Annotated in this window: 18 protein-coding genes; 10 read left to right on the top strand and 8 right to left on the bottom strand. The window is 65.6% G+C overall.

The genetic code is table 11. The features are described 5' to 3' along the window. Nucleotides 1–35 precede the first annotated feature (35 nt). The 6 genes from B5V02_RS07000 to B5V02_RS42620 all read right to left on the bottom strand — a co-directional run bounded on the left by B5V02_RS07000 (nucleotide 36) and on the right by B5V02_RS42620 (nucleotide 6,026). On the bottom strand, nucleotides 36–761 hold the full coding sequence (locus tag B5V02_RS07000) for an SDR family oxidoreductase (protein WP_111543796.1): 726 nt from the start codon (nucleotides 759–761) through the stop codon (nucleotides 36–38). Nucleotides 762–783: 22 nt separating this feature from the next. Further along, entirely contained in the window at nucleotides 784–2,043 is a 1,260-nt protein-coding gene (locus B5V02_RS06995; protein WP_111543412.1) for a sugar ABC transporter permease, read from the bottom strand. Further along, nucleotides 2,040–2,861 carry an ATP-binding cassette domain-containing protein gene (locus tag B5V02_RS06990; RefSeq protein WP_111543411.1) on the bottom strand — a complete coding sequence of 274 codons (822 nt, stop codon included), beginning with the start codon at nucleotides 2,859–2,861 and terminating at the stop codon, nucleotides 2,040–2,042. Before B5V02_RS06990 ends, B5V02_RS06995 begins: the two co-directional genes overlap by 4 nt. Before the next feature lie 196 nt (nucleotides 2,862–3,057). Then, on the bottom strand, nucleotides 3,058–4,128 hold the full coding sequence (locus B5V02_RS06985; RefSeq protein WP_111543410.1) for an ABC transporter substrate-binding protein: 1,071 nt from the start codon (nucleotides 4,126–4,128) through the stop codon (nucleotides 3,058–3,060). A gap of 249 nt (nucleotides 4,129–4,377) precedes the next feature. Continuing rightward, nucleotides 4,378–5,262: an AraC family transcriptional regulator gene (locus tag B5V02_RS06980; RefSeq protein ID WP_111543409.1), complete on the bottom strand. Its 885-nt coding sequence runs from the start codon at nucleotides 5,260–5,262 to the stop codon at nucleotides 4,378–4,380. Nucleotides 5,263–5,888: 626 nt separating this feature from the next. After that, the gene (locus B5V02_RS42620) at nucleotides 5,889–6,026 is read right to left on the bottom strand and encodes a type 1 periplasmic-binding domain-containing protein (protein WP_111543795.1); all 138 of its coding nucleotides are present in this window, start codon (nucleotides 6,024–6,026) and stop codon (nucleotides 5,889–5,891) included. A gap of 304 nt (nucleotides 6,027–6,330) precedes the next feature. On the opposite strand from B5V02_RS42620, the gene B5V02_RS06970 reads away from it, so the two are divergent. Next, nucleotides 6,331–7,662 carry an APC family permease gene (locus B5V02_RS06970; protein ID WP_111543794.1) on the top strand — a complete coding sequence of 444 codons (1,332 nt, stop codon included), beginning with the start codon at nucleotides 6,331–6,333 and terminating at the stop codon, nucleotides 7,660–7,662. Nucleotides 7,663–7,818: 156 nt separating this feature from the next. Here the strand turns inward: B5V02_RS06970 and B5V02_RS06960 are convergent, their stop codons facing one another. Then, nucleotides 7,819–8,601, bottom strand: coding sequence for a helix-turn-helix transcriptional regulator (locus B5V02_RS06960; RefSeq protein WP_111543407.1), 783 nt, complete (start codon nucleotides 8,599–8,601; stop codon nucleotides 7,819–7,821). Nucleotides 8,602–8,741: 140 nt separating this feature from the next. On the opposite strand from B5V02_RS06960, the gene B5V02_RS06955 reads away from it, so the two are divergent. After that, a complete protein-coding gene (locus tag B5V02_RS06955) occupies nucleotides 8,742–10,178 on the top strand; it encodes an amidase (RefSeq protein ID WP_111543406.1) in 1,437 nt (478 codons plus the stop codon). A 21-nt stretch (nucleotides 10,179–10,199) separates the two neighbouring features. On the opposite strand, the gene B5V02_RS06950 is transcribed toward B5V02_RS06955, so the two are convergent. Next, on the bottom strand, nucleotides 10,200–11,384 hold the full coding sequence (locus B5V02_RS06950) for a Gfo/Idh/MocA family protein (RefSeq protein WP_111543405.1): 1,185 nt from the start codon (nucleotides 11,382–11,384) through the stop codon (nucleotides 10,200–10,202). Nucleotides 11,385–11,510: 126 nt separating this feature from the next. On the opposite strand from B5V02_RS06950, the gene B5V02_RS06945 reads away from it, so the two are divergent. From B5V02_RS06945 to B5V02_RS06905, 8 genes are all read left to right on the top strand, one after another. Next, entirely contained in the window at nucleotides 11,511–12,404 is an 894-nt protein-coding gene (locus B5V02_RS06945) for a MurR/RpiR family transcriptional regulator (protein WP_111543404.1), read from the top strand. Between the two features lie 78 nt (nucleotides 12,405–12,482). Then, nucleotides 12,483–13,265, top strand: a complete 783-nt coding sequence (locus tag B5V02_RS06940) for an SDR family oxidoreductase (protein ID WP_111543403.1) — start codon at nucleotides 12,483–12,485, stop codon at nucleotides 13,263–13,265. After that, the gene (locus B5V02_RS06935; RefSeq protein ID WP_111543402.1) at nucleotides 13,262–14,800 is read left to right on the top strand and encodes a mannitol dehydrogenase family protein; all 1,539 of its coding nucleotides are present in this window, start codon (nucleotides 13,262–13,264) and stop codon (nucleotides 14,798–14,800) included. The genes B5V02_RS06940 and B5V02_RS06935 overlap by 4 nt, the downstream gene beginning before the upstream one ends. A gap of 38 nt (nucleotides 14,801–14,838) precedes the next feature. Further along, nucleotides 14,839–15,753, top strand: a complete 915-nt coding sequence (locus tag B5V02_RS06930) for a sugar phosphate isomerase/epimerase family protein (RefSeq protein WP_111543401.1) — start codon at nucleotides 14,839–14,841, stop codon at nucleotides 15,751–15,753. Nucleotides 15,754–15,907: 154 nt separating this feature from the next. Further along, complete coding sequence (locus B5V02_RS06925) at nucleotides 15,908–16,942, top strand: ABC transporter substrate-binding protein (RefSeq protein ID WP_111543400.1); 1,035 nt, start codon at nucleotides 15,908–15,910, stop codon at nucleotides 16,940–16,942. Between the two features lie 273 nt (nucleotides 16,943–17,215). Next, entirely contained in the window at nucleotides 17,216–18,781 is a 1,566-nt protein-coding gene (locus tag B5V02_RS06920) for a sugar ABC transporter ATP-binding protein (RefSeq protein ID WP_111543399.1), read from the top strand. After that, entirely contained in the window at nucleotides 18,778–19,752 is a 975-nt protein-coding gene (locus tag B5V02_RS06915) for an ABC transporter permease (RefSeq protein WP_111543398.1), read from the top strand. Before B5V02_RS06920 ends, B5V02_RS06915 begins: the two co-directional genes overlap by 4 nt. A gap of 271 nt (nucleotides 19,753–20,023) precedes the next feature. After that, nucleotides 20,024–21,004, top strand: coding sequence for an ABC transporter permease (locus B5V02_RS06905; RefSeq protein WP_111543397.1), 981 nt, complete (start codon nucleotides 20,024–20,026; stop codon nucleotides 21,002–21,004). Nucleotides 21,005–21,128 lie beyond the last annotated feature (124 nt).

Genomic DNA, 21,128 nt, shown 5'->3' with positions numbered 1-21,128 from the left:
TCTTCCCTACTGCCTACTGCCTACTGCCTACTCCCCTAAAGATCATTACTCTGCGGCAGGATCACCAGATCCCGGATCGTCACGTTGCGCGGCCGGGTCAGCATGAACATCACCGCTTCGGCCACCTCGCGCGGCTGCATCAGGCCGCCGGCGGCAAGTTCTTCCTCGAGCTTGGCCTTCGGCCAGTCGTCGACCAGCGCCGTCACCACCGGGCCTGGCGCCACCGCGCCGACGCGCAGTCCGTGCTTGGCAACCTGCCGGCGCACCGTGTGGACGAAGGCCTGCACGGCATGCTTGGAGGCCGTGTAGATCGGCTCCCAGACCACCGGAACCAGCCCGGCGATCGAACTGGTGACGATGATGTCGCCGGTTTTGCGTTCGACCATGTGCGGCAGCACCGCGTGGATCGAGCGGAACACGGCGTTGATGTTGAGATTGAGCATGCGGTCCCAGGCGTCGGGATCGCCTGTCAGCACCTCGCCGCCGACATACGACCCAGCATTGGCATGGAAGATGTCGAGCTGGCCGGCCTTCTCCAGGATCTGCGGCATCATGGTGGCGACGCTTGATGGCTGCATCAGGTCGATCACCAGCGGGATCGCTTTGGGGCCGAGTTCGGCGCACAGGCTGTTCAGCGTCGCCTCGGCGCGGTCGACCAGCACCACGCTGGCGCCCGCCGCCAACATGTATCTGGCGCATTCGAGGCCGATCCCCGACGCCGCGCCGGTGATGGCTGCAACTTTTCCGGACAGTTGACTCATATCTCTCTTCCTGTTGATGGGTTCAGGCCCGGCCATGGGAAACACGCGAGCGGCGGGCCAGCGAGTCGACGATGACTGCGATGGCAAGCACGGCGCCTGTGATCATGTACCGAAGCGACGAGGACAGATCGAGCAGCGTCAAGCCGCTGGCGATCGACTGGATGACGATGATGCCGAGCAGTGCGGAATAGGCGCTGCCACGGCCACCGAACAGGCTGGTGCCGCCGATGACGGCCGCCGCGATGGCGTTGAGATTGACGTCGCCGGTGCCGGCCTGCTGGCTGGCCGAGGCCAGCCGCGCCGCCGAAAGCACGCCGCCGAAAGCAGCCAGCATCGAGCACAGCACGAAGGCGCTGGAATAGATCAGCCGCACATTGATGCCGGCGCGCCGCGCTGCCTCGCGGTTGCCGCCGACCGCCGACATCGAGCGGCCCCATTTCGTCCGCGTCAGCGCGTAGTGCATGGCGATGACCAGGCCGACGAACAGGCCGAACATCCACGGGATGCCGCGCGCCTGGTTGAGATAGAAGACGATGAGTTCGAGCACGATCGTGATCGCCACTGCCCGCGTGACGAGACCGCCGGTCGAGGGTGCCGACAGGTTGGCGGCGCGGCGGCGCGCAACGGTGCGCAACCCGGTGATCAGCATGACGATGCCGGGCACCGCCGCCAGCCCGAACGACACGATTTTCGGCATCACCAGCAGTTGGCCGAAATTCACCAGGTTCGAGCCGTAAGGCAGGTTGATCGAGCCGGTCGAGCCAAGAATGTAGAGCTGCAGGCCAAGCACGGCGAGCAGGCCGGCCAGCGTCGAGACGAAACTCGGCATGCCGAGGCGGTTGAACAGCAGCGCATAGAGCGCGCCGATGAAGCCGCCGACGGCGATCGCGGCGAGGATGGCGAGCGCCACCGGCCAGCCCTGGTTGACCCACAGCGTGCCGACCAGGGCCGAGGCAAAGCCGCTGATCGAACCGACCGACAGGTCGATCTCGCCGACCATCAAAACGCAGACGATGCCGAGCGCAATGACGCCGACTGTGGAGGAATCGAACAGCAGATTGACCAGATTGCTGCTCGACAGGAAGATCGGGTTGATGCTGGCGAACACCGTCCAGATGATGACCAGCCCGACGATGACCGGCAGCGAGCCGAGATCGCCCGAGCGCACCCGGTCGAAGAAGGCGCGGATGGCGCCGCTTAAGCCGGCCTCATGCTTGACGCGCACATCAGCGCGGTCGAGCTGCGGCGGCACGGGAGCGGCCTGTTCCACTTGGCGGCTCATGGGCGTGGCTCCTGAATTTGATCCTGCTGGGCCTGCCGACGCTCGGCGCGCCGCGACACCGAATTGTTCGACGCACCGGTGATGGCGCTGACCAGTTCCTGGTTCGAGGCGTCAGGGGTGAAGATGCCGTTGTTGCGACCAAGCCGCAGCACGACGATGCGGTCGGCCACGGCGCGCACGTCTTCCATGTTGTGGCTGATGATGACGACGCCGAGGCCGCGGTCGCGCACCCGCTCGATCAGGTTGAGCACTTCGGCCGTCTGCGCGACGCCAAGCGCCGCCGTCGGCTCGTCGAGCAGGATGAGCTTCGGTTCGAGCAGGAGCGAGCGGGCGATCGCCACCGCCTGGCGCTGGCCGCCCGACAGCGACGCGACGACCACGCGGACGCTTGGGATGCGCGCCGAAAGCTCGTTGAGCAGCGTCCAGGCACGCACTTCCATCGCCACCTCGTCCAGCCGCAGCGGGTTGAGCTCGCGGCCGAGGAAGATGTTGGCGACGATGTCGAGGTTCTCGCACAAGGCCAGGTCCTGGAACACGGTGGCAATGCCGAGCGTCAGCGCCGCACTTGGGTCGGCAAGCGCGACCTGCTTGCCGCGAAAGCTGATGGTGCCCGAGCTTGGCTGATGCACGCCGGCGAGGATCTTGACCAGCGTCGACTTCCCGGCGCCATTGTCGCCGACCAGCGCCACCACCTCACCGGCATGGACATCGAGATCGATGTCGGTGAGCGCCGAGACGGCGCCGAAATTCTTCGAAATGCCACGCAGGCTGAGCACCAGCTCGCCTGTCGGAACCGGTCCGTCCGGGTTATCGACCATGCCTGGAACACCTTTCAAGAAAAACCGGTTCAAAAGCGGGGAGCGCTGCCTGGCTGCCGCCAGAGCCTGTTCCACCCCGATGCATTCGGGGTGGGGCTCTGGCTTATTGTTCGACCATGATCTTGTCCGAAAACCGGTTCCCGCTTTTCGGGATCATGGTCTGGCGGCCAGGCAGCGGAACGGGCAAAGGTCGCGGTCAGTTCCCGATGCCCAGCTTCTTGCAGCCTTCCGCGTAGCGATCGACGCAGAGTTCAGCCGCGGTGTTGATCTTCTTGTCGATGATCTCGGCCTTCAGGTTTTCCTGCGTCACCACCGCCGGCGTGAACAGCTGCGAGGGTGTATCATACAGCGTCATCTCGGCCTTCGGTGTCTCGCCCGAAAGCAGCTTGATGGCGACGTTGGCGGCGGCTGCCGCCACGATCTCGCTCGGCTTGGAGATGGTGTTGTACTGGTCGCCGGCGATGATCAACTGCAAGGCGGCGATCGTCGCATCATTGCCGGTCACCGACGGCACCGGATCGACGCCGGCCGCCTTGAAGGCGGCGATGGCGCCACCACCGGTGCCATCATTGGCGGCGACGACGCCGAGGATTTTTGGGCCGAAGCGGGTGATCTGGCCGCCGGCCCATTGCTGCGCCTTCGGCGGCGCCCATTCCGGCGTGTCGTATTCGGCTAGGATCTGATAGCCGCTGTTGTCGAGGCCTTCATGGATGCCCTTCTTGATCAGGCCGGCCGCCGCGTCGGTCGGCGAGCCGTTGATCTGCAAAACGCCACCGGTGGCCGGATCGACCTTCAGCGCCTTCAAATGCTCGACCAGCGAGTCGGCGATCGCCTTGCCGATGCCTTCATTGTTGAACGAGACATAGAAGTCGGCCGGCGCGGTCGGGATCGGCCGGTCATAGGCGATGACCTTGATGCCCTGGCTCTGCGCCAGCTTGACCAGCGAGGCGGCGGCGGTCGAGTCGACGGGATCGAGCACGATCGCCTTGGCGCCCTGCGAGATCACCGAGTTGAACTGCTGCTGCTGGCGCGAGGCGTCGGCATCGGCGTTCTGGTAGAGCACCTTGCAGCCCGGGCACAGCTTCTTCATCTCGGCGGCGAAGCCAGGATAGTCGTGCTGTTCGTAGCGGGTCGAGGCCTGGTCGGGCATCAGGAAGGCGACGGTTGCGTCGGTGACCTCGGCGGCCCTGGCGATGCCTGCGGTGCCGGCCAGCAGCGACAGCGCAAGTGCGGCCATGCCGGCGGACTTAAATGAAAATTTGGTCATTCGGTCTTCTCCGTTTCTGGATATGGTTGTAAGAAGGTCGTTGACTGCTTTTATGTGTAGACACGCGTCCGCCCTCGCCCCAACTGCAATTGGGAACCAGGGCCCGGCACGGCCTTTTGGCCGCGACGACATCCTCCGCTGACGAAGGATTTTCGGGACAAGCGCTCTCCATCGCGGACCGCGTCACGCGGGCCACGTTGTCAGGCGAAAAATTGTGGTTCCTCCCTTGGTTCCTCCCTGGCTCCTCCGTTAAGCGGCTTTTCCCGCGTTGATGTTGTCGGCCAGCAGGCGCCTGAAACGCGAGGGCGGCATGCCCTTCTCCGCCAGGAACTGCCGGTTGAAATTGGACAGATTGTTGAAGCCGACCTCGTAGCAGATGTCGGTGATCGAGGCCTGCTCGTCGCTCATCAGGATCTGGCAGGCAAGGTTGATGCGCAGCCGCTTGACATATTGCACCAGCGACATGCCGGTGTGGCGGCGAAACGAGCGCGAGAAGGCGCCGGTCGACTGGCCCGCAATAGTCGCGAGATCCGCCTCGTCGAACAGCTGCGTCAAGTTCTCCCTGATATATGCCAACGCCTTGTTCATGCCGGCGGTCATGTAGCCCGACGGATCGGGCCGGTAGCTGGCGCTGGCCAGCAGTTGGAACTCCTGGGCGCGGCTGAGCAGGCCTGATATCATCATGAACAGCTCGATGCGGCGCACGCCTTGCGCCTGCATCATCTCTTCCATCAGCGGCGCCAACTCCTTGCTGGTGCGGCTGGAAAACAGCACGCCGCGCCGCGACGCCTCGAGCAGCGGCCCGAGCCCCGCCAGCTCCGGCAGCACATGCATGGCGTCGCCGATGAAGCTTTCGGAAAACTGGATGATGCGGCCGCGCAGCGGGATCGAGCTGTCCCTCGGGATATCGCTCACCCAATTGTGCGGCAGATTGGGTCCGGTCAGCACCAGATTGCCCGGCTCGAACTCGCCGATGAAGTCGCCGACGAAATAGCGGCCGTTGGTGAAGATCACCTGATGCAGTTCATATTCGGGATGGAAATGCCAACGCACGGTGTGGAAGGGGTAGCCATGCGACCACGCCTTGAACGATTCCCCGCGTCGTATCTGGACAACTTCCAGGTCCGGTTCCATGTCCGTTTCCTCCGGGCCGGCACGGATTGTTGCCGCGTTCGGCCCAAAATTCCCTAAACCGGCCGAATTGGTTTCGGCTCTGCATTTCGAGACCACGCTACCGGCTCATGACAGTAGGCGCCACCACGATTCAGGGCAACGGATGATACTTTTTTAACCGGGAGGGGATGCGGAGAGGCAATATTCGGGCAGGATGGGGTCGGCGCTTCGGATTGGGCTGGCTGACGCGGATGCGTGGCGGTGGTGGTCACACGCCCAGTCTGCGTCCCCCGCATATCAGGTAGTAGCAATCTTCGTAGCGAGTGCGTTCAGGGCCGGATTCCGGCATCGTCCTGCTGCCGTCATGATAGCTTTGAAGAAGGCGCGAGCATCGCGCCACCTTGATCACCCTGACATTCGGAAACAAGGTACCGGCGGCTTCTGACCGCGCCAGGGAAACGGCCGTGAGGAGGAGACATCCGAGCCCGAGACTGGCGGCAAGAAAAAGATTTGCGTTGCGCATTGGCGTTACCGAATACGTTCGGGCGATGTTCCTGACAACGCAGAACCCGCGTCATGATTAACATGTGGATAGCGGCACCCTCATTTCATCGAGTGCTATCTGGCACTTGGCGAACGAGGCCTCATCACGTTGTCTCTCGCTGGATCACCGTCGGTTCCATGAGCACCATCCGGCGCGGCTGTGTGGGGTCATCCAGGAAATCGATCAGCGCTCCGATCGCCAGGTAACCGGACTCGGAAATGCGCCGTTCGATCGTCGACAGGGGCGGTCATGTTCCGGCGGATCGAGCCCGCCCCGCCCTCGCCCCCGCATTCGAATCCACCGCCGCTGCGGCTTCACTCCCTGGAGAAGGCGCCCAGGCGAAGCGGCCGGCATTGCGCGTCGGCTGGCCGGCCAAGGAGGATTTCGCATACCCCTTTGGGGTTATGGTCGCCGCGCGCCGGCTAAGTCATGTTTCCCTTCATCTTCAAGAAATGCGAACGGCAGCCCGCGCGGTACGGTTCGATCTCAAGCCCGCCTCGGCCTCCGGAAAAAGCATCGGACACAACCTTCCCGGAGGCGGAACAATGAAAGACACTGTCAAACTCGACCGCGCGCTCGGACTCTGGTCCGTCGTGCTCTTCGGCCTGGCCTACATGACGCCGATGATCGTCTTCGGCACCTTTGGCGCGCTGGCGGCGACCAGCCAGGGCACCACCGCGATGGCCTATCTCGTCGCGGCCGCGGCCATCCTTCTCACCGCCATCAGCTACGGCGTCATGGCGCGCGTCTATCCCGTCGCCGGCTCGGCCTATACCTATGCCCGTCGCTCGATCAACCCCAGCGTTGGCTTCCTCGTCGGCTGGGCGGTCCTGCTCGACTATTTCTTCCTGCCGATGGTGATCTGGCTGATCGGTGCCGCCTATCTCACCTCGGCCTTTCCCGCGGTTCCGGCCTGGCTGTGGATCGTCGGCTTCATCGCGCTGACGACGCTGGTCAATGTCGTCGGCATCGCCTTCGCCAACCGCGTCAACTTCATCCTGATGGTGGTGCAGCTCGGCGTGCTGGTCGCCTTCCTGGTGCTGGCCGCCCGCTATGTGGTGGCGCTGAACGGCTCTGGCGGCCTGCTCTCGGTCACGCCCTTCTTCAAGACCGGCGTGCCCTTCTCGGCCTCGGTCGCGGGCGCGGCAATAGCGGCTTACTCGTTTCTCGGGTTCGATGCGGTCTCGACTCTGACCGAGGAGACCAGGGACGCGCGCCGCACCATGCCGAAGGCGATCCTGATCATCGCGCTCGCCGGCGGCCTGATCTTCATCGCCTCGGCCTATATCACCCAGCTCGCCCATCCGGGCGCGGATTTCGTCTCGGTCGACGCCGCCGCCACCGAAATCGCCAGGGCCATCGGCGGCGACCTGTTCGTCACCATCTTCCTGGCAACGCTGGTCGTCGCGCAATTCACTTCCGGCCTTGCCGCGCAGGCCAGCGTCGGCCGGCTGCTCTACGCCATGGGGCGCGACGCGGTGCTGCCGACCTCGTTCTTCGGCAACCTGCACCCGAAATGGCACACGCCGATCCTCAACCTGATGCTGGTCGGCGCCGTCGGCCTCGCGGCGCTGACCATGGACGTCACCACCTCGACCTCGTTCATCAATTTCGGCGCCTTCCTCGCTTTCACCGCCGTCAACGTCTCGGTGATCGCGCTCTATCTGAAGCGCGACCAGCAGGTCCGTCCTCTCGGCGTGCTGATCGGGCTGGTCATCCCGGCACTGGCGGCGGTCTGCGACCTCTTCCTGTTGTGGAACCTCGACGAGAACGCCAAGGTCCTCGGCCTCGTTTGGCTGGCGGTCGGCGTCGCCTATCTCGCCTACCTGACCAGCTTCTTCCAGGTCGCGCCGCCGGAAATGGACTTCGCCGAGTGACGCGGACTTAGTCCGAGGTGTGTTGAGATGCAGGTCAGGCCGAGTCGAAGACGACGGATTCCGAGACCCGGAGCGGAGCGTACTTTTGGGTACGTGAGCACCGGAAGCGCCGGTGTCAGCCGTTTGCCGGCCGGCATCACCTGAATATCAACACACCTAGGCCAGGAACAGCCTGAACAGCTCTGCCTGGCTGGATATTGCGAGTTTGGAATAGATCTGCCGGCGATGGACCTTGACCGTGTTGGGCGACAGCGAAAGGACCGCGGCGAGCGAGAGGTTGGAATGTCCCTTGAGCACCAATGTGACGATTTCAAGCTCGCGCCGGGTCAGCAACGGATGCTCGATCCGCGCCGCGGTGCCCGCGTTCTTGAGGTCGAGCGAGAGGCTGGGGACTTGAAACCAGTGTCGCGCCGCAAGCGCGCAGACGACTGGCGCGGCGGATCTGAGCCACGCCAGCTCGTCCCCGGCAAACAGTGGCGCCGCACCGGTTCGCGACAGCGACAAGACGCCGGCAAAGCCGCTTTCCAGCTTCAGCACGAAACCGATCTCATCGACGATCTCGGTCGTGGCGTAGTGCTGCCGATGATATTCGCTCTGCAGAAAATCGTCCGGCGCCAGCTCCCGCATCACGATCATGCGCTCGGTGCCATCGCTGCGGACCGCATCGTAGAACGGGTCGAGCACAAAGGCACCAGCGAGGTAGCGGTCGACGATGATCGAGCGCGCGGCCACGATCTTCTCATTGTAGAGGTCGAAGGCGCGACCGCCCGGCGAATAGAGAAAGCCGTTCATCATCTGGAAGGGCGCAAGCAGGCGCAGCGCCGCCGCCAGCGCATCGGGAAATCCGCGCGAGCCGATCGCATTCGCCGCTGCGCCGAGGCTGGCATTCCAGGCATCGAAGGACGCATGCGAGCCGGCTTGTCTGGCTGCGGACTTCATCGAAACGGTAGACCTCTTGCTTGCGGCGTTGGCGAGATTGCGCAGGTGCGCCGGCGCAGCACAAGCACCTATTGCATGTCACAGGTCCTTGCCGGAGGCGAAAGCCGCGCGGCATCAAAACACTTCCGGAGACCCGAGCCATGACCCATCCGCTGGACCTGACCGCCAAGACGATCGCTGACGGCATCCGCTCGGGTGCCTTCAGCGCCGAGACGGTCGTGGGCGAGTCCATCCGCCGCGCCAAAGCGGTCAGCCAGACGCTCAATCCCTTCGCCGTCATCCGCGAGGAACAAGCGCTGGAAGCGGCGCGCCAGGCGGACAGCGCCGCGGCGCGCGGCGAGCCGACCGGACCGCTGCATGGCGTGCCGTTCGCGGCCAAGGATCTTACGCCGACCGCCGGCGACCTGACGACGCTCGGTTCCTGGACGCGTGGAAACTGGGTGCCGACGCAGACGGCGCTCTGCATCCGCCGCCTGGAAGCCGCCGGCGCCATCTTGATGGGCAAGACGACGACGCCGGAGTTCGCCTTTTCCAGCTTCACCAACAGCCCGCGTTGGGGCGTGACCCGCAACCCATGGAATCCCGAGCGCACCAGCGGCGGCTCTTCCGGGGGAGCGGGGGTCGCCGTGGCAACCGGCGTCGTGCCGTTCGCGGAAGGCACCGACATGGGCGGCTCGGTGCGCATTCCGGCTGCCTTCTGCGGTGTCGTCGGATTGAAGCCCAGCCTCGGCCGTATCCCGATGACCATCCTGCCAAGCGTCTTCGACAACATTTCGCATTTCGGGCCGCTGGCGCGCAGCGTTGCAGACGCCGTCGCCTTCATGGAGACGGCGGCGGGCGGCAGTGACGAGGACATCGCCTCGCTGCCGATCGGATTCGACGGCGCGGCGGCGCGGCGAGAAGGGCTCGAAGGCAAGCGCTTCGCGCTGTCGATCGACCTCGGCTATTACGCCATCCAGCCGCAGGTCGAAACGGTCATCCGGCAAGCTGTCGCCGAAACGCGCAGGGCGGGCGCCGTCGTCGACGAAGTGCCGATGGGCTGGACGCGCGCCGTCAACGACGAATGGTTAGATCTCTGGTGCGTCTTCATGTCGGCCTTCTTTGGCAGCGAGCTCACCGAGCATCGCCACCATATGGACCCGTCGGTCGTGTCGATGATCGAGCGTGGGCTGGCGATGAACGCCACCGCCTACAAGCGGGTCGAGCTGTTGCGCACCTCGATGTGGCGGGACATGGCGCGCCTCTTCGAACGCTACGACGCCCTGCTGTGCCCGACCTGCGCCATCACAGCACCGGCTGTGACCGAGACCGACGACGACTATGCCGCGACGCTGCCCGATGGCCGCTTCAAGGGGCTCGACCTGACCTGCCCCTTCAACATGCTGCCGCAATTGCCGGCGCTGTCGCTGCCCGCCGGATTTGCCGCTGACGGGCTGCCGGTCGGCCTGCAGATCGTCGGGCGGCGCTTTGCCGATGAGCAGGTGCTGTCCATGGCGGCGGCGGTGGAAGCACGGCTGGCCGCCGCCGGCCTCAATGCGCCACCGATGGAGGCAGCGGGCCGGTCGCTGGAACGTTGAAGGAGCGATGAGGTCTCATCCTCACCCGAACCGCGCAGCCGTCCACGTGCCACCCGCCGCATTCGACTCCACCGCCGCGGCGACGAACTTCACGCCGCGGGCGCCGTCGACGACATCGGGCACCTGCGCCGCGCGGGCCGGATCGACGGCGCCACCCGAACGGTGGGCGCGGATGATGTCGGCGGCGTCGCGGTAGAAATTGGCGAAGGCCTCGATATAGCCTTCGGGATGCGCCGCCGGCATGCGCGACACGCGCCGGCTCTCTTCGGTTGAGCCATGGCCGCCGCGCACCAGGGTGCGGGTTTCCTCGCCGTAGATGGAGAAGCGCAGTTCCTCCGGCCGCGCGCCCGACCATTCGAGCCCGGCTCTGTCGCCATAGATGCGCACCGACAGATCATTGTAGTGGCCGGGCGATGTCTGGCTGGCCAGGATCGTGCCGCGCGCCTCGCCTGTCCAGCGCACCAGCACATGCGCGTTGTCGTCGAGCCGCCGCCCCGGCACCGCGGTGAACAGGTCGGCCGAGACCGCCTCGGCCTCGCAGCCCGAGATGTAGCTCGCCAGGTTGAAGGCATGCACGCCGATATCGGCCAGCACCGCCGACTGGCCGGCACGCGCCGGATCGGTGCGCCACTCCGCCTGCTTCTGGCCCTCGGTGTCGATCGGCTTGGTCAGCCAGTCCTGGATGTAGGCGCCGTGCACGGAAACGATGCGCCCAAGCTCGCCCGCCGCCACCATTTCGCGCGCCTGGCGGACCATGGCGTAGCCGGTGTTGTTGAGGGTGACGACGAAGCGGCGCTTTTTCGCCCGTGCCAGCGCCACCAGTACTTCGGCGTCGGCGAGCGTCGTCGACAGCGGCTTGTCGCAGATGACGTCGATGCCGGCCTCGAGGAAGGCTGTGGCGATCGGCGCGTGCAAATGGTTGGGGGTGACGATGACGACGGCTTCGATGCCGTCCGGCCGCGAGGCTTCGGCCTGCGCCATGGCGCGATAATCGGCATAGCTGCGCTCCGGGGCTATGCCAATCTCGGCGGCCGATGCGGCGGCATTCTCCGGGTCGGAGGACAGCGCGCCGGCCACCAGCGCGATCTGGTCGTCGAGGCGCATGGCCAGCCGATGCACGGCTCCGATGAACGCGTTGCGGCCACCGCCAACCATGCCGACCCGCAAACGTTGGCGTGTCGATCCGTCCGATGTTGCATAGACCATGATTTTTCAAACTCCTCCCGACAGGCGACTTCCGACAGCGTGCAAGCCTATGACGCCGCTAGCGCTTTCGAACACGATTTCCAATTTCCATATTGTAAAACGATCGTGCCGCGCTAGCCTGAAAACATGAGTGGGGCAGGCAAAACATCGGGACGGTCCATTGCCGACGAGGCGGCGACCCGCAAGCGCGGGCGCTCGCTGGCGGCACTAGGCTACATCCAGCCGCAAACCTATGAGGAACTGCGCGCGGTGCTGTCGTCGGGCACGGTGCATTTCCCCAAGCGGCTGCGCCAGGTCGCCATCTTCCTGTGGCAGCATCCGAGCGACGTGGCACTCGGCACCATCGCGCAGGTGGCCGCACAGGCCGGCGTGCAGCCTTCGACGCTGGTGCGCTTCGCCCAGATCTTCGGCTATGCCGGCTTTTCCGATTTCCAGGGCCTGTTCAAGGACCACGTCAAAGGCTCATGGCCGGACGGACGCGGCGAGCAGCGGACCGAGACCGAGCCCAACGCCAATCTGCATTTCCTGCACGGTATGGTCGGCGCCTCGCAGGCCTCGCTAGGCCGCATCGAGGCCGGCTTCGACGTCGAGAGTTTCGAGAAGATGGTGGCGCTGCTGGCAGCCGCCGACCTGATCTATGTCATCGGCTCCAAGCGCGCCTTCCCCGTCACCACCTATCTGTCGCTGACCCTGTCGCAGCAGGGCGTGCGCAACGTGCTGGTCGACAATGTCGGTTCCACCGCGCTCGATCAGGTCGGCTGCATCGGCAGGCAGGACGCCGTGCTGGCGGTGTCCTTCAGCCCCTACAATTCAATCACGCCCGATCTCGTCGCGGTGGCGCATGAGCGCAACGCCCGCATCGTCACCATCACCGACAGCACCTTCAGCCCGCTGATCCGGCTGTCGGACGCCTGGCTCGAGGTGGTGGAGTCGGACTTCGCCGGCTTCCGCTCGCTGGCCGCGTCGCTGGCCGTCGGCATGGCGCTGGTCCAAGGCGTCGCCGCGCGCCGCGGCACATGAGACGCCGCTGGCACAATTGACTATCGGGAATTTGCGTTCCATATTTCGAAAAATAGAAACTTTGTTCCGGGAGGAGGAATGGAGCTTCAGCTCAACGGCAAGGTGGTGCTGGTCACCGGTGCGACGCAAGGCATCGGCCGCGCTATCGCCGAGACACTCGCGCGTGCCGGCGCCGGGGGCATTCTCGTCACCGGCCGCGAGAAGGCACGCGGCGACGCGGTGGCGGCGGAGCTTTCGCAGCTCGGCACACCGACCGTCTTCGTCGCCGCTGACCTCGCCGACCCGGCAGCCCCTGCCCTGCTGGCGCAAGCCTGCATCGAGCGCTTCGGCCGCATCGACGGCCTCGTCAACGCCGCCGGCCTGACCGACCGCGCGTCCTTCCTCGATGCCGACCTCGACGACTGGGCATCACTGTTCGCCGTCAACGCACGCGCACCGTTCTTCCTGATGCAGGCGGCGATTGCCGACATGAAGAAGCGCGGCCAGGGCGGCGCCATCGTCAACATCCTGTCGATCAACGCCCATTGCGGCTCACCGGAACTCGCCGTCTACTCGGCCACCAAGGGCGCGCTGGCGACGCTGACCAAAAATGCCGCCAACGCCCACCGCTTCGACCGCATCCGCGTTAATGGCATCAATGTCGGCTGGACCGACACGCCGGCCGAGCGCGTCATGCAGGCCGAGACGCTGGGCAACGGTCCAGGCTGGCTCGATGCTGCCAACGCGTCGCAGCCTTTCGGCCGCCTGTTCTCGACGAACGATGTGGCGAACCTCGCGGTCTTCCTGCTTTCCGATGCGGCGGGACCGATGACCGGCACGCTGGTCGACCAGGAACAGTGGGTGATCGGGGCGAACCGGTGAGCGCTGCCGCCTCCCCCGAAACACTTGGGCCGGCGCTGCTCGACCGTTTGCCTGCGACCGTCCAGAAACCGGCCTATGATCGCGCGACGCTCGCCCCCGGCATGGCGCATCTCGGCGTCGGCGCCTTCCACCGCTGCCATCAGGCCGAATACACCGACGATCTGCTGGCCAGCCATTTCGACCGCTGGGGCGTGATCGGCATCAACATCCGCCCACCCTGCCTCACTGAGACGCTCGGCCGGCAAGGCGGCCTCTACACAAGGCTCATTCGCGAGAACAGCCATATCGAGGCGCGCGTCATCGGCAGCATCATAGAGGTGGTCGACAGCCAGGCCAATGCCGCGCCGGCGCTCGAGGTACTGTCCTCCCCAGACATCGACCTGGTGACGATGACGGTGACCGAGAAAGGCTATTGCCACATCCCATCGAGCGGCGAACTCGATCTCGGCCATCCCGACATCGTCCATGACCTCGCCAACCCCCGGACGCCGCGCAGCGTGCCCGGCATTCTGGCGCGGGCGCTGGAGCTGCGCAGGGTGACGCATGGCCGGCCGCTGACGCTGCTCTCCTGCGACAACATCCCGACCAATGGCATTATCCTCGCCAATGTCGTGCAGGCTTTTGCCGAACGGCGCGGCAATGGCCTTGCCGACTGGATCTCGGCCAACGCCGCCTTTCCTTCGGCCATGGTCGACCGCATCGCGCCGGCGGCCACGCAGGCCGACCTCGACAGCGTCGAGCAGCGCTTCGGCTACCGCGATGCGGCGGTCGTCGTCGGCGAGCCGTTCCGGCAGTGGGTGATCGAGCAGAAATTCGCCGGCCGCGTGCCGCGCTGGGATCTCGTCGGCGCCAGTTTCGTCGACGATGTCACGCCGTTCGAGCATCTCAAGATGCGGGTGCTCAACGGCGCCCAGACGACGCTGGCCACGCTCGGCGTGCTGGCCGGCCTCGAACATACATTCGATGCCATCGCCGATCCGCTGCTGTTGGCCTTCGTGCGGCGCATGCTTGTCGAAGAGACGCTGCCGACGCTGATGCCGGTTCCGGGCATGGAGCCATTGGCCTATGTCGCGCGGAGTCTCGGCCGCCTGGGCAACACCGCGATCCGCCACCGAAACCACCAGATCGCCACCGACGGTTCGCAAAAAATCGTCCAGCGCCTGCTCAATCCGATCCGCGACCGCCTGAGACACGACCAGAGCATCGCGCTGCTGGCGGTGCCGGTCGCCGGCTGGATGGCCTATCTGATCCAGGCTTCGGAGCGGTTCGGCAAACGCTGGCCGGTGTCCGACCCCTATGCCGGCAAGGTCGCTGCGGTTGCCGACGCGACCGGCCGCGATGCACAGGCGCTGGCCGCCAGCATTCTTGCCATCGACACCATTTTCGCCCCCGGCCTTGCCGCGAACGATGTGTTCCGCAGGGCCGTCACATCAGCGCTCGACGGCTTGCTTTCGGACGATCCGATGGCAACCGTCAGGCGCAATCTGAAACAAGCCGACACCACACGGTTGAAGCGGCCGGCACGATCTGCATAGTACAAGTCGGTCGTGAATTCACGACCAGGGGAGGAACGATGAAACTTGGACTGCTCACCGCACCCTTCGCGGAGACGCCGCTTGGCGAGGTCGCCGGCTGGGCAAGTTCGGCCGGCTTCGAGGCGCTGGAAATCGCCTGCTGGCCGAAATCCTCGGGCGCCAGCCGCCGCTATGCCGGCACCAGCCATATCGACGCCGCTTCGACTTCCGCTGCGCAAGCCAAGGAGATCGTCGCCTCGCTGGCGGACAAGAATATTTCCATCTCCGGCCTCGGCTACTACCCCAACCCGTTGCACCCGGATGCGGCCCACCGCGAGGCGGTGATCGGCCATCTGAAGAAGGTGATCGTGCTGGCCGCCAATATGGGCGTGCCTGTTGTCAACACCTTCTGCGGTGGCGATGCTTCCAAGACCGTCGACGTCAACTGGCAGGACGCGCTCACGGTCTGGCCCGAAATCGTCGCCCATGCGCGCGACCACGGCGTCAAGCTCGCCTTCGAGAACTGCCCGATGATCTTCAGCTATGACGAGTGGCCGGGCGGGCACAACATCGCCTATTCGCCGCTGGTCTGGCGCCGCATGCTCGAAGCCTGGGGCGGCGATGTCGGCATGAATTTCGACCCCTCGCACCTGGTCTGGCAGATGATCGACCAGGCTCGCTTCATCCGGGAATTCGGCCCCTACATGCTGCATGCCCACGCCAAGGACCTGATGATTGATCATGATGGACTTTATGAGCGCGGAATCCTTTCGGCTGGCATAGGCTGGCAGGTGCCGCGCATGCCGGGGCTCGGCGATGTCGACTGGAGCGGCTTCTTCTCCGGCCTCTACCGGGCCGGCTATGACGGCCCCATCATCATCGAGCACGAGGACCGGCGGTTCGAAGGCAGCGACGATCAGGTAAAGCGGGGATTCCTGCTCGCCCGCGACGTGCTGCGTCCCTTCGTCAAATGACGGCGGAAAATGCATGTCGCCCAAAGGGTGGAGCGGTTCCGGGACAGCGACATGCAGAGAACAAGAACTTAAGGCGCGCCGCCTGAATCTCTTTCTACGCGACGCGGTTTGACGGCTTGGAACTGAACTGAAAACAATGTGGAGGAAGTCTGAAATGAAGAAATACCTGACCATGGTCCCGCTGCTTGCCGGCGCGGCCTTGCTGGCCTCGGTGGGCGCCTCGTCCGCCGCGGGCAAATACACGATCGGCATCTCCAACACCGTGCAGGGCAATGGCTGGCGCGAGGAGATGGTCTGCGCCATGAAGGCGCAGGCGCTGGCCTCCGGCGAGGTCGCCAAGCTCAACATCGCCCACCGCAACACCGATGCTGCCGGCCAGCTGGAAGATATCCGCAACCTGATCAGCGCCAAGGTCGACGCTATCGTCGTCAACCCGGCCGATCCGGCCGGCATCAAGGCGGGTCTCGAGGAAGCCACCAAGGCCGGCATCGTCGTCGTCGCCGTCGACCAGGCGGTCACCGAACCGTCGGCCTACATCATCTCCAACAACCAGGAACAATATGCCTATCTCGGCGCCAAATGGCTGTTCGGCCAGATGGGCGGCAAGGGCGAGGTGTTCTACATGCGCGGAGCGGCCGGCGCGTCCGCCGACAGCGACCGCGACAAGGGCTTCAAGAAGGCGCTGGCCGAATTTCCCGACGTGAAGGTCGCGCAGGAAGTCTTCACCGGCTGGCAGCAGGACCAGGCCAAGCAGCAGATGCTGTCCTTCCTCGCCACCGGAACGCCGATCAACGGCATCTGGACCTCCGGCATCGACAACGTCATCGTCGACGCGCTGGTCGAATCGCAAGCGCCGCTGGTGCCGATCGTCGGCGCCGACAATGCCGGCTTCGTCGGCCAGCTCAGCTCGGTCAAGGGCCTCGTCGGCGCGGCCGTCACCAACCCCGGCTCGATCGGCGGTGCCGGCGTCACGCTCGCGCTGCAGATCCTCGACGGCAAGAAGCCGGCACAGCAGACCGTGCTGGTCGAGCCGCAGCTGTGGGAGAACGCCACCGACGAAGGCAAGGCCAAGCTCAAGGCAGCTGCCGACCCGTCGCTCAGCCCCGAATGGCCGGTCTCGATCTCGATCCCGGACTGGACCACCTACACCAAGGACCAGATCGTCGCCTGCAAGGGCCCGGGCGAGTAATCTGGGCTGACAAGCCGCGCTTCTGCCTTCTCCCCTTGTGGGAGAAGGTGGATTGGCGCGCCGCGCCGAGACGGATGAGGGGTGCTGGACGGAATGAGGCGTTGGTGTTTTCTGGAACACCCCTCATCCGACCTCGCTTCGCGAGGCCACCTTCTCCCACAAGGGGAGAAGGGAGGTCGCCGCTTCGGCCAACATCGTCAATCGTAGACCGCCAGCTCATCAAAGCAATTGGCTCCACAACATTTGAACAGCTTGAACCGAGAACCACACAATTTGACCACCAGCCCCCTCCTCGACGCCACGGGCGTTGCCAAGAACTACGGCGCCGTTGCCGCGCTGCGCAACGCGTCGCTGTCGGTGCTGCCGGGCGAGGTGCACGCGCTGATGGGCGCCAATGGCGCCGGCAAGTCGACGCTGGTGAAGATCCTGACCGGCGCTATTTCTGCCAACGCCGGCCGCATCCTGATCCGTGGCGAGGCGCGTGACATCCGTTCGCCCGCCGCCGCGCGCCGCGCCGGTCTGTTGCCCGTCTACCAGGAGCCGTCGCTGATCCCCGATCTCGACGTGCTGTCCAACCTTCGCCTGACTGGCACGCCAGTCGAGCCGTTCCGAGCCTGGGTGCGTGAACTCGGCATTCCCGACCTCGATATCCGCGAGACAGCACGCGACATTCCGCTGGCCGTGCTGCGCGTGCTCGACCTGGCGCGTGCGCTCGCCGTCGAACCCGACGTGCTGCTGCTTGACGAAATGACGGCGGCCCTGCCCGCCAACCTCGCCGAAAAGGTGCTGGAAGTGGTGCGCCGCCAGGGCGACAGTGGCCGTGCGGTGATCTTCATTTCGCACCGCTTCGTCGAGATCTCGGCGCTCTGCGACCGCGCCACCGTGCTGCGCGACGGCGAGACCGTCGGCGTCGTCGACATCGTGCCCGGCGTCGAGGAAAAGATCGTCGAGCTGATGCTCGGCACCCGCATCGTCAAGACCCATGTCGCCGCCCGCAGCGCTGCCCAAAAGGCTGCGCCCGCCCCTGCCCGCCCGCGGCTTGCCGTACGCAATTTGCGCGTCGGCACCAAGCTCAACGACGTCTCCTTCGATCTCGCCGATGGCGAGGTCGCCGGTGCCGTCGCGCTCGAGGGCCAGGGCCAGGACGAGCTGTTCGCCGCGCTTGCCGGCTCGATCCGGCCGTCTGGCGGCGCAATAGAGGTCGACGGCCAGCCGGTGAAATTCTCGCACCCGATCGACGCCATCCGCGCCGGCCTCGCCTATGTGCCGGGCGACCGTGCCGAGGCGCTGGCCATGCAGCGCTCGGTGCGCGAGAACATCGCGCTGCCCTTCAGCGCCGCCTTGCGCAACTGGGGGCCGATTGCCATGCGCCAGGAGCGCGCCAAAGTGGTCAGCGCCATCGAGCGGCTGCAGATCGACACCCGCGCGCAAGGGGAAGTGCAGCGCCTGTCCGGCGGCAACCAGCAGAAGGTGACCATCGCCCGCTGGATCGCCGCCGACACGCGGACCCTGCTGTGCTTCGACCCGACGCGCGGCATCGATGTCGGCACCAAGCAGGAGATCTACAAATTGCTGCGCGAGGTCGCCGGCCACGGCAAGTCGGTGCTGTTCTACACCTCCGAACTGGAAGAAGTGCAGCGTGTCTGCGACCGCGTCATCGTCATCTTCGGCGGCCGCGTCGTCGATATCTTCCCGGTCGAGGAGGCCGACGAGCCGACGCTGATGCGCGCCGCCTACGGCCTGCCGCGCGGCGCCAAGGCCGATATCGGCATCCTTGCCGATCCCCACTCTTCTCCGGAGACCTCGAATTCCCCAAATTCGCCGGGGGCGACGCCATGAGCTATTTCCTGCGCCGCCAGGGCTGGGTCTTCGGCCTGTTCGTCCTCTTCGTCGCCCTGTTCATCGTCACCAGGCTGATCCAGCCGGCCTATGGCAGCGGCGATTTCGGCTCGCTTGTGCGCGCCGTGCTGCCTTATGCCTTTGCGGTGGCCGCCCAGACCGTCGTCGTCATCGCCGGCGGCATCGACCTGTCGGTCGCCGCCATGATGGCGCTGACCAGCGTCACCGCCGCCTCGATGATGGCAGGCGCCTCGGAAGAATACGCACTGTTCGTGGTGCCCTTCGTGCTGGCCATAGGTCTCGTGCTCGGCGCCGTCAACGGAATGCTGATCGTCGTCACCCGCGTGCCCGACATCGTCGTCACGCTGGCCACTCTGTTCGTGCTGCAGGGCGCCGCCCTTCTGGTGCTCGACGCGCCGGGCGGGGCCGGCGCCGAATGGCTGAAGGCGCTGATCTCGGGCACCGTGCCGGTACCGGGCCTGCCCGACGGCATCGATGCCTGGCTGCCGAAGGCGCTGCTGCTGCTGATCGTCTGCGTCTGCATCATCTGGATCCCGCTGCGGCGCTCGCGCCTCGGCCTCTCCATCTACGCCATCGGCTCGAGTGAACTGGCGGCGTTCCGCAGCGGCGTGCCCGTCGCGCGCACCCGCATCATCGCCTACGCGCTGTCGGGCCTGTTTGCCGCTTTTGGCGGGCTGGCGCTGACCATGAGCACCGGCATCGGCGCCCCCATCCCCGGCCCCTATCTGCTGGCCAGCGTCGCGGCGGTGGTGCTGGGCGGCGTCGCGCTCGGCGGCGGCAAGGGCGGCCTGCTCGGCCCCATCGTCGCCGTCTTCGTGTTGCGGCTGGTGCGCACCGACCTGACGCTGCTTGCCATCGACCCCAACGTCACCGCCATCATCGAAGGCGCCATCATGGTCGCCGTGGTGATGTTCGGCGCCTTCATCACCATGCGGGGGAGGCAATCATGAGTGGCGGCGTGACGCTGGCGTATCGGCATGAAGTTGGCGATCCTTCGCGCCCCCCTCTGTCCTGCCGGACATCTCCCCCACTTGGGGGGAGATCGGACGGCGCGACGCCTTTCGCCAATCGTCGACGTTGCAAGAATGAGCGAGGCGCCGAAGCTGCCAATCTCCCCACCCGTGGGGGAGATGTCCGGCAGGACAGAGGGGGGCGCCGTGGAGCACCATCCTTCACAGTCAACCCGACCACCACCACACCACCCCAATCGCGAGCCCCCTCATGAGCACAACCGCGATCCAACCCGTCCCCTTCGGCCGCCGCCTGAAGCGCTTCATGGCCGACCGGCCGCTGATCCCGCTGATCATCCTGCTCGTCATCCTGGTGGTGATCCTGCAGATCCTGCGCCCCGGCATCGTCAACGAGCGCTGGATCGCCAACACGATAAAGTTCGCCATTCCCTTGGCGATCCTCGCCGGCTGCCAGACCATGACCATGCTGACAGGCGGCATCGACCTGTCGGTCGGCACGGTGGCGACGATGAGCGCCTTCATCATGGCGACGCAAGTCGTCAACCAGGACCCGGCGGTGGCCTTCCTGCTGGCGATGATGCCGGCGGTGCTGATCGGCCTGGTCAACGGCATCGGCGTCGGCGTCTTCCGCGTCCACCCGCTGATCATGACGCTGGGCACCAGCCTGATCGGCACCGGCTGCCTGCAGGTCTACCAGCGCACGGTGATTGCGTCGGGCGCCAAGATCCCCGACGTCCTTGCCTGGCTCGGCACCGGCCTGACATACGGCGTGCCCAACGCCCTGCTGCTGTTCGTGCCGCTGGCGGCGCTCATCGTCTTCACGCTGAGCCGCACCGGCTTCGGCCGCCTGCTCTACGCCGTCGGCGACAATGAGCGCGCAACCCGCCTGTCCGGCGTGCAATACTGGCAGGTCATCACGGCGCTCTACGTCATCTCCAGCGTGCTCGCCGGCATCACCGGCCTGCTCTATATCGGCCTGATCAAGGCCCCGTCCCTCTCGCTCGCCGAACCGCTGGTGCTGCCTTCGGTGGCCGCCGCCGTGATCGGCGGCACCTCGATCTTCGGCGGCCGCGGCGGCTACACCGGCACCATCATCGGCGCCCTTATTTTGACGGTGCTGACGACGCTGCTGACCATCCTGCAAATGCCGGAGGGCGCAAGGCGGATTTTGTTTGGGCTGATCGTGCTGTTCGTGACGGCAGCGTATTTGCGGATTGTGGAGGAGCGGTAGGAGGAGCTGGGCGATGTTACTTTTCGCCCAAAATGCGGGTGCCCGTCGACTACGATGCCGTAGTCATGGCGTTTGTCGTTTGCCTACCGACTCGCCCGCCAGCTAGACCGAGCAAGGATTGCCA

The sequence above is a fragment of the Mesorhizobium kowhaii genome (genome assembly GCF_003253745.1).
In the GTDB taxonomy this organism is placed as follows: domain Bacteria; phylum Pseudomonadota; class Alphaproteobacteria; order Rhizobiales; family Rhizobiaceae; genus Mesorhizobium; species Mesorhizobium kowhaii.
The sequence above is the reverse complement of the archived record's forward strand: the minus strand, read 5'-3'. Positions and strand labels throughout refer to the sequence as shown.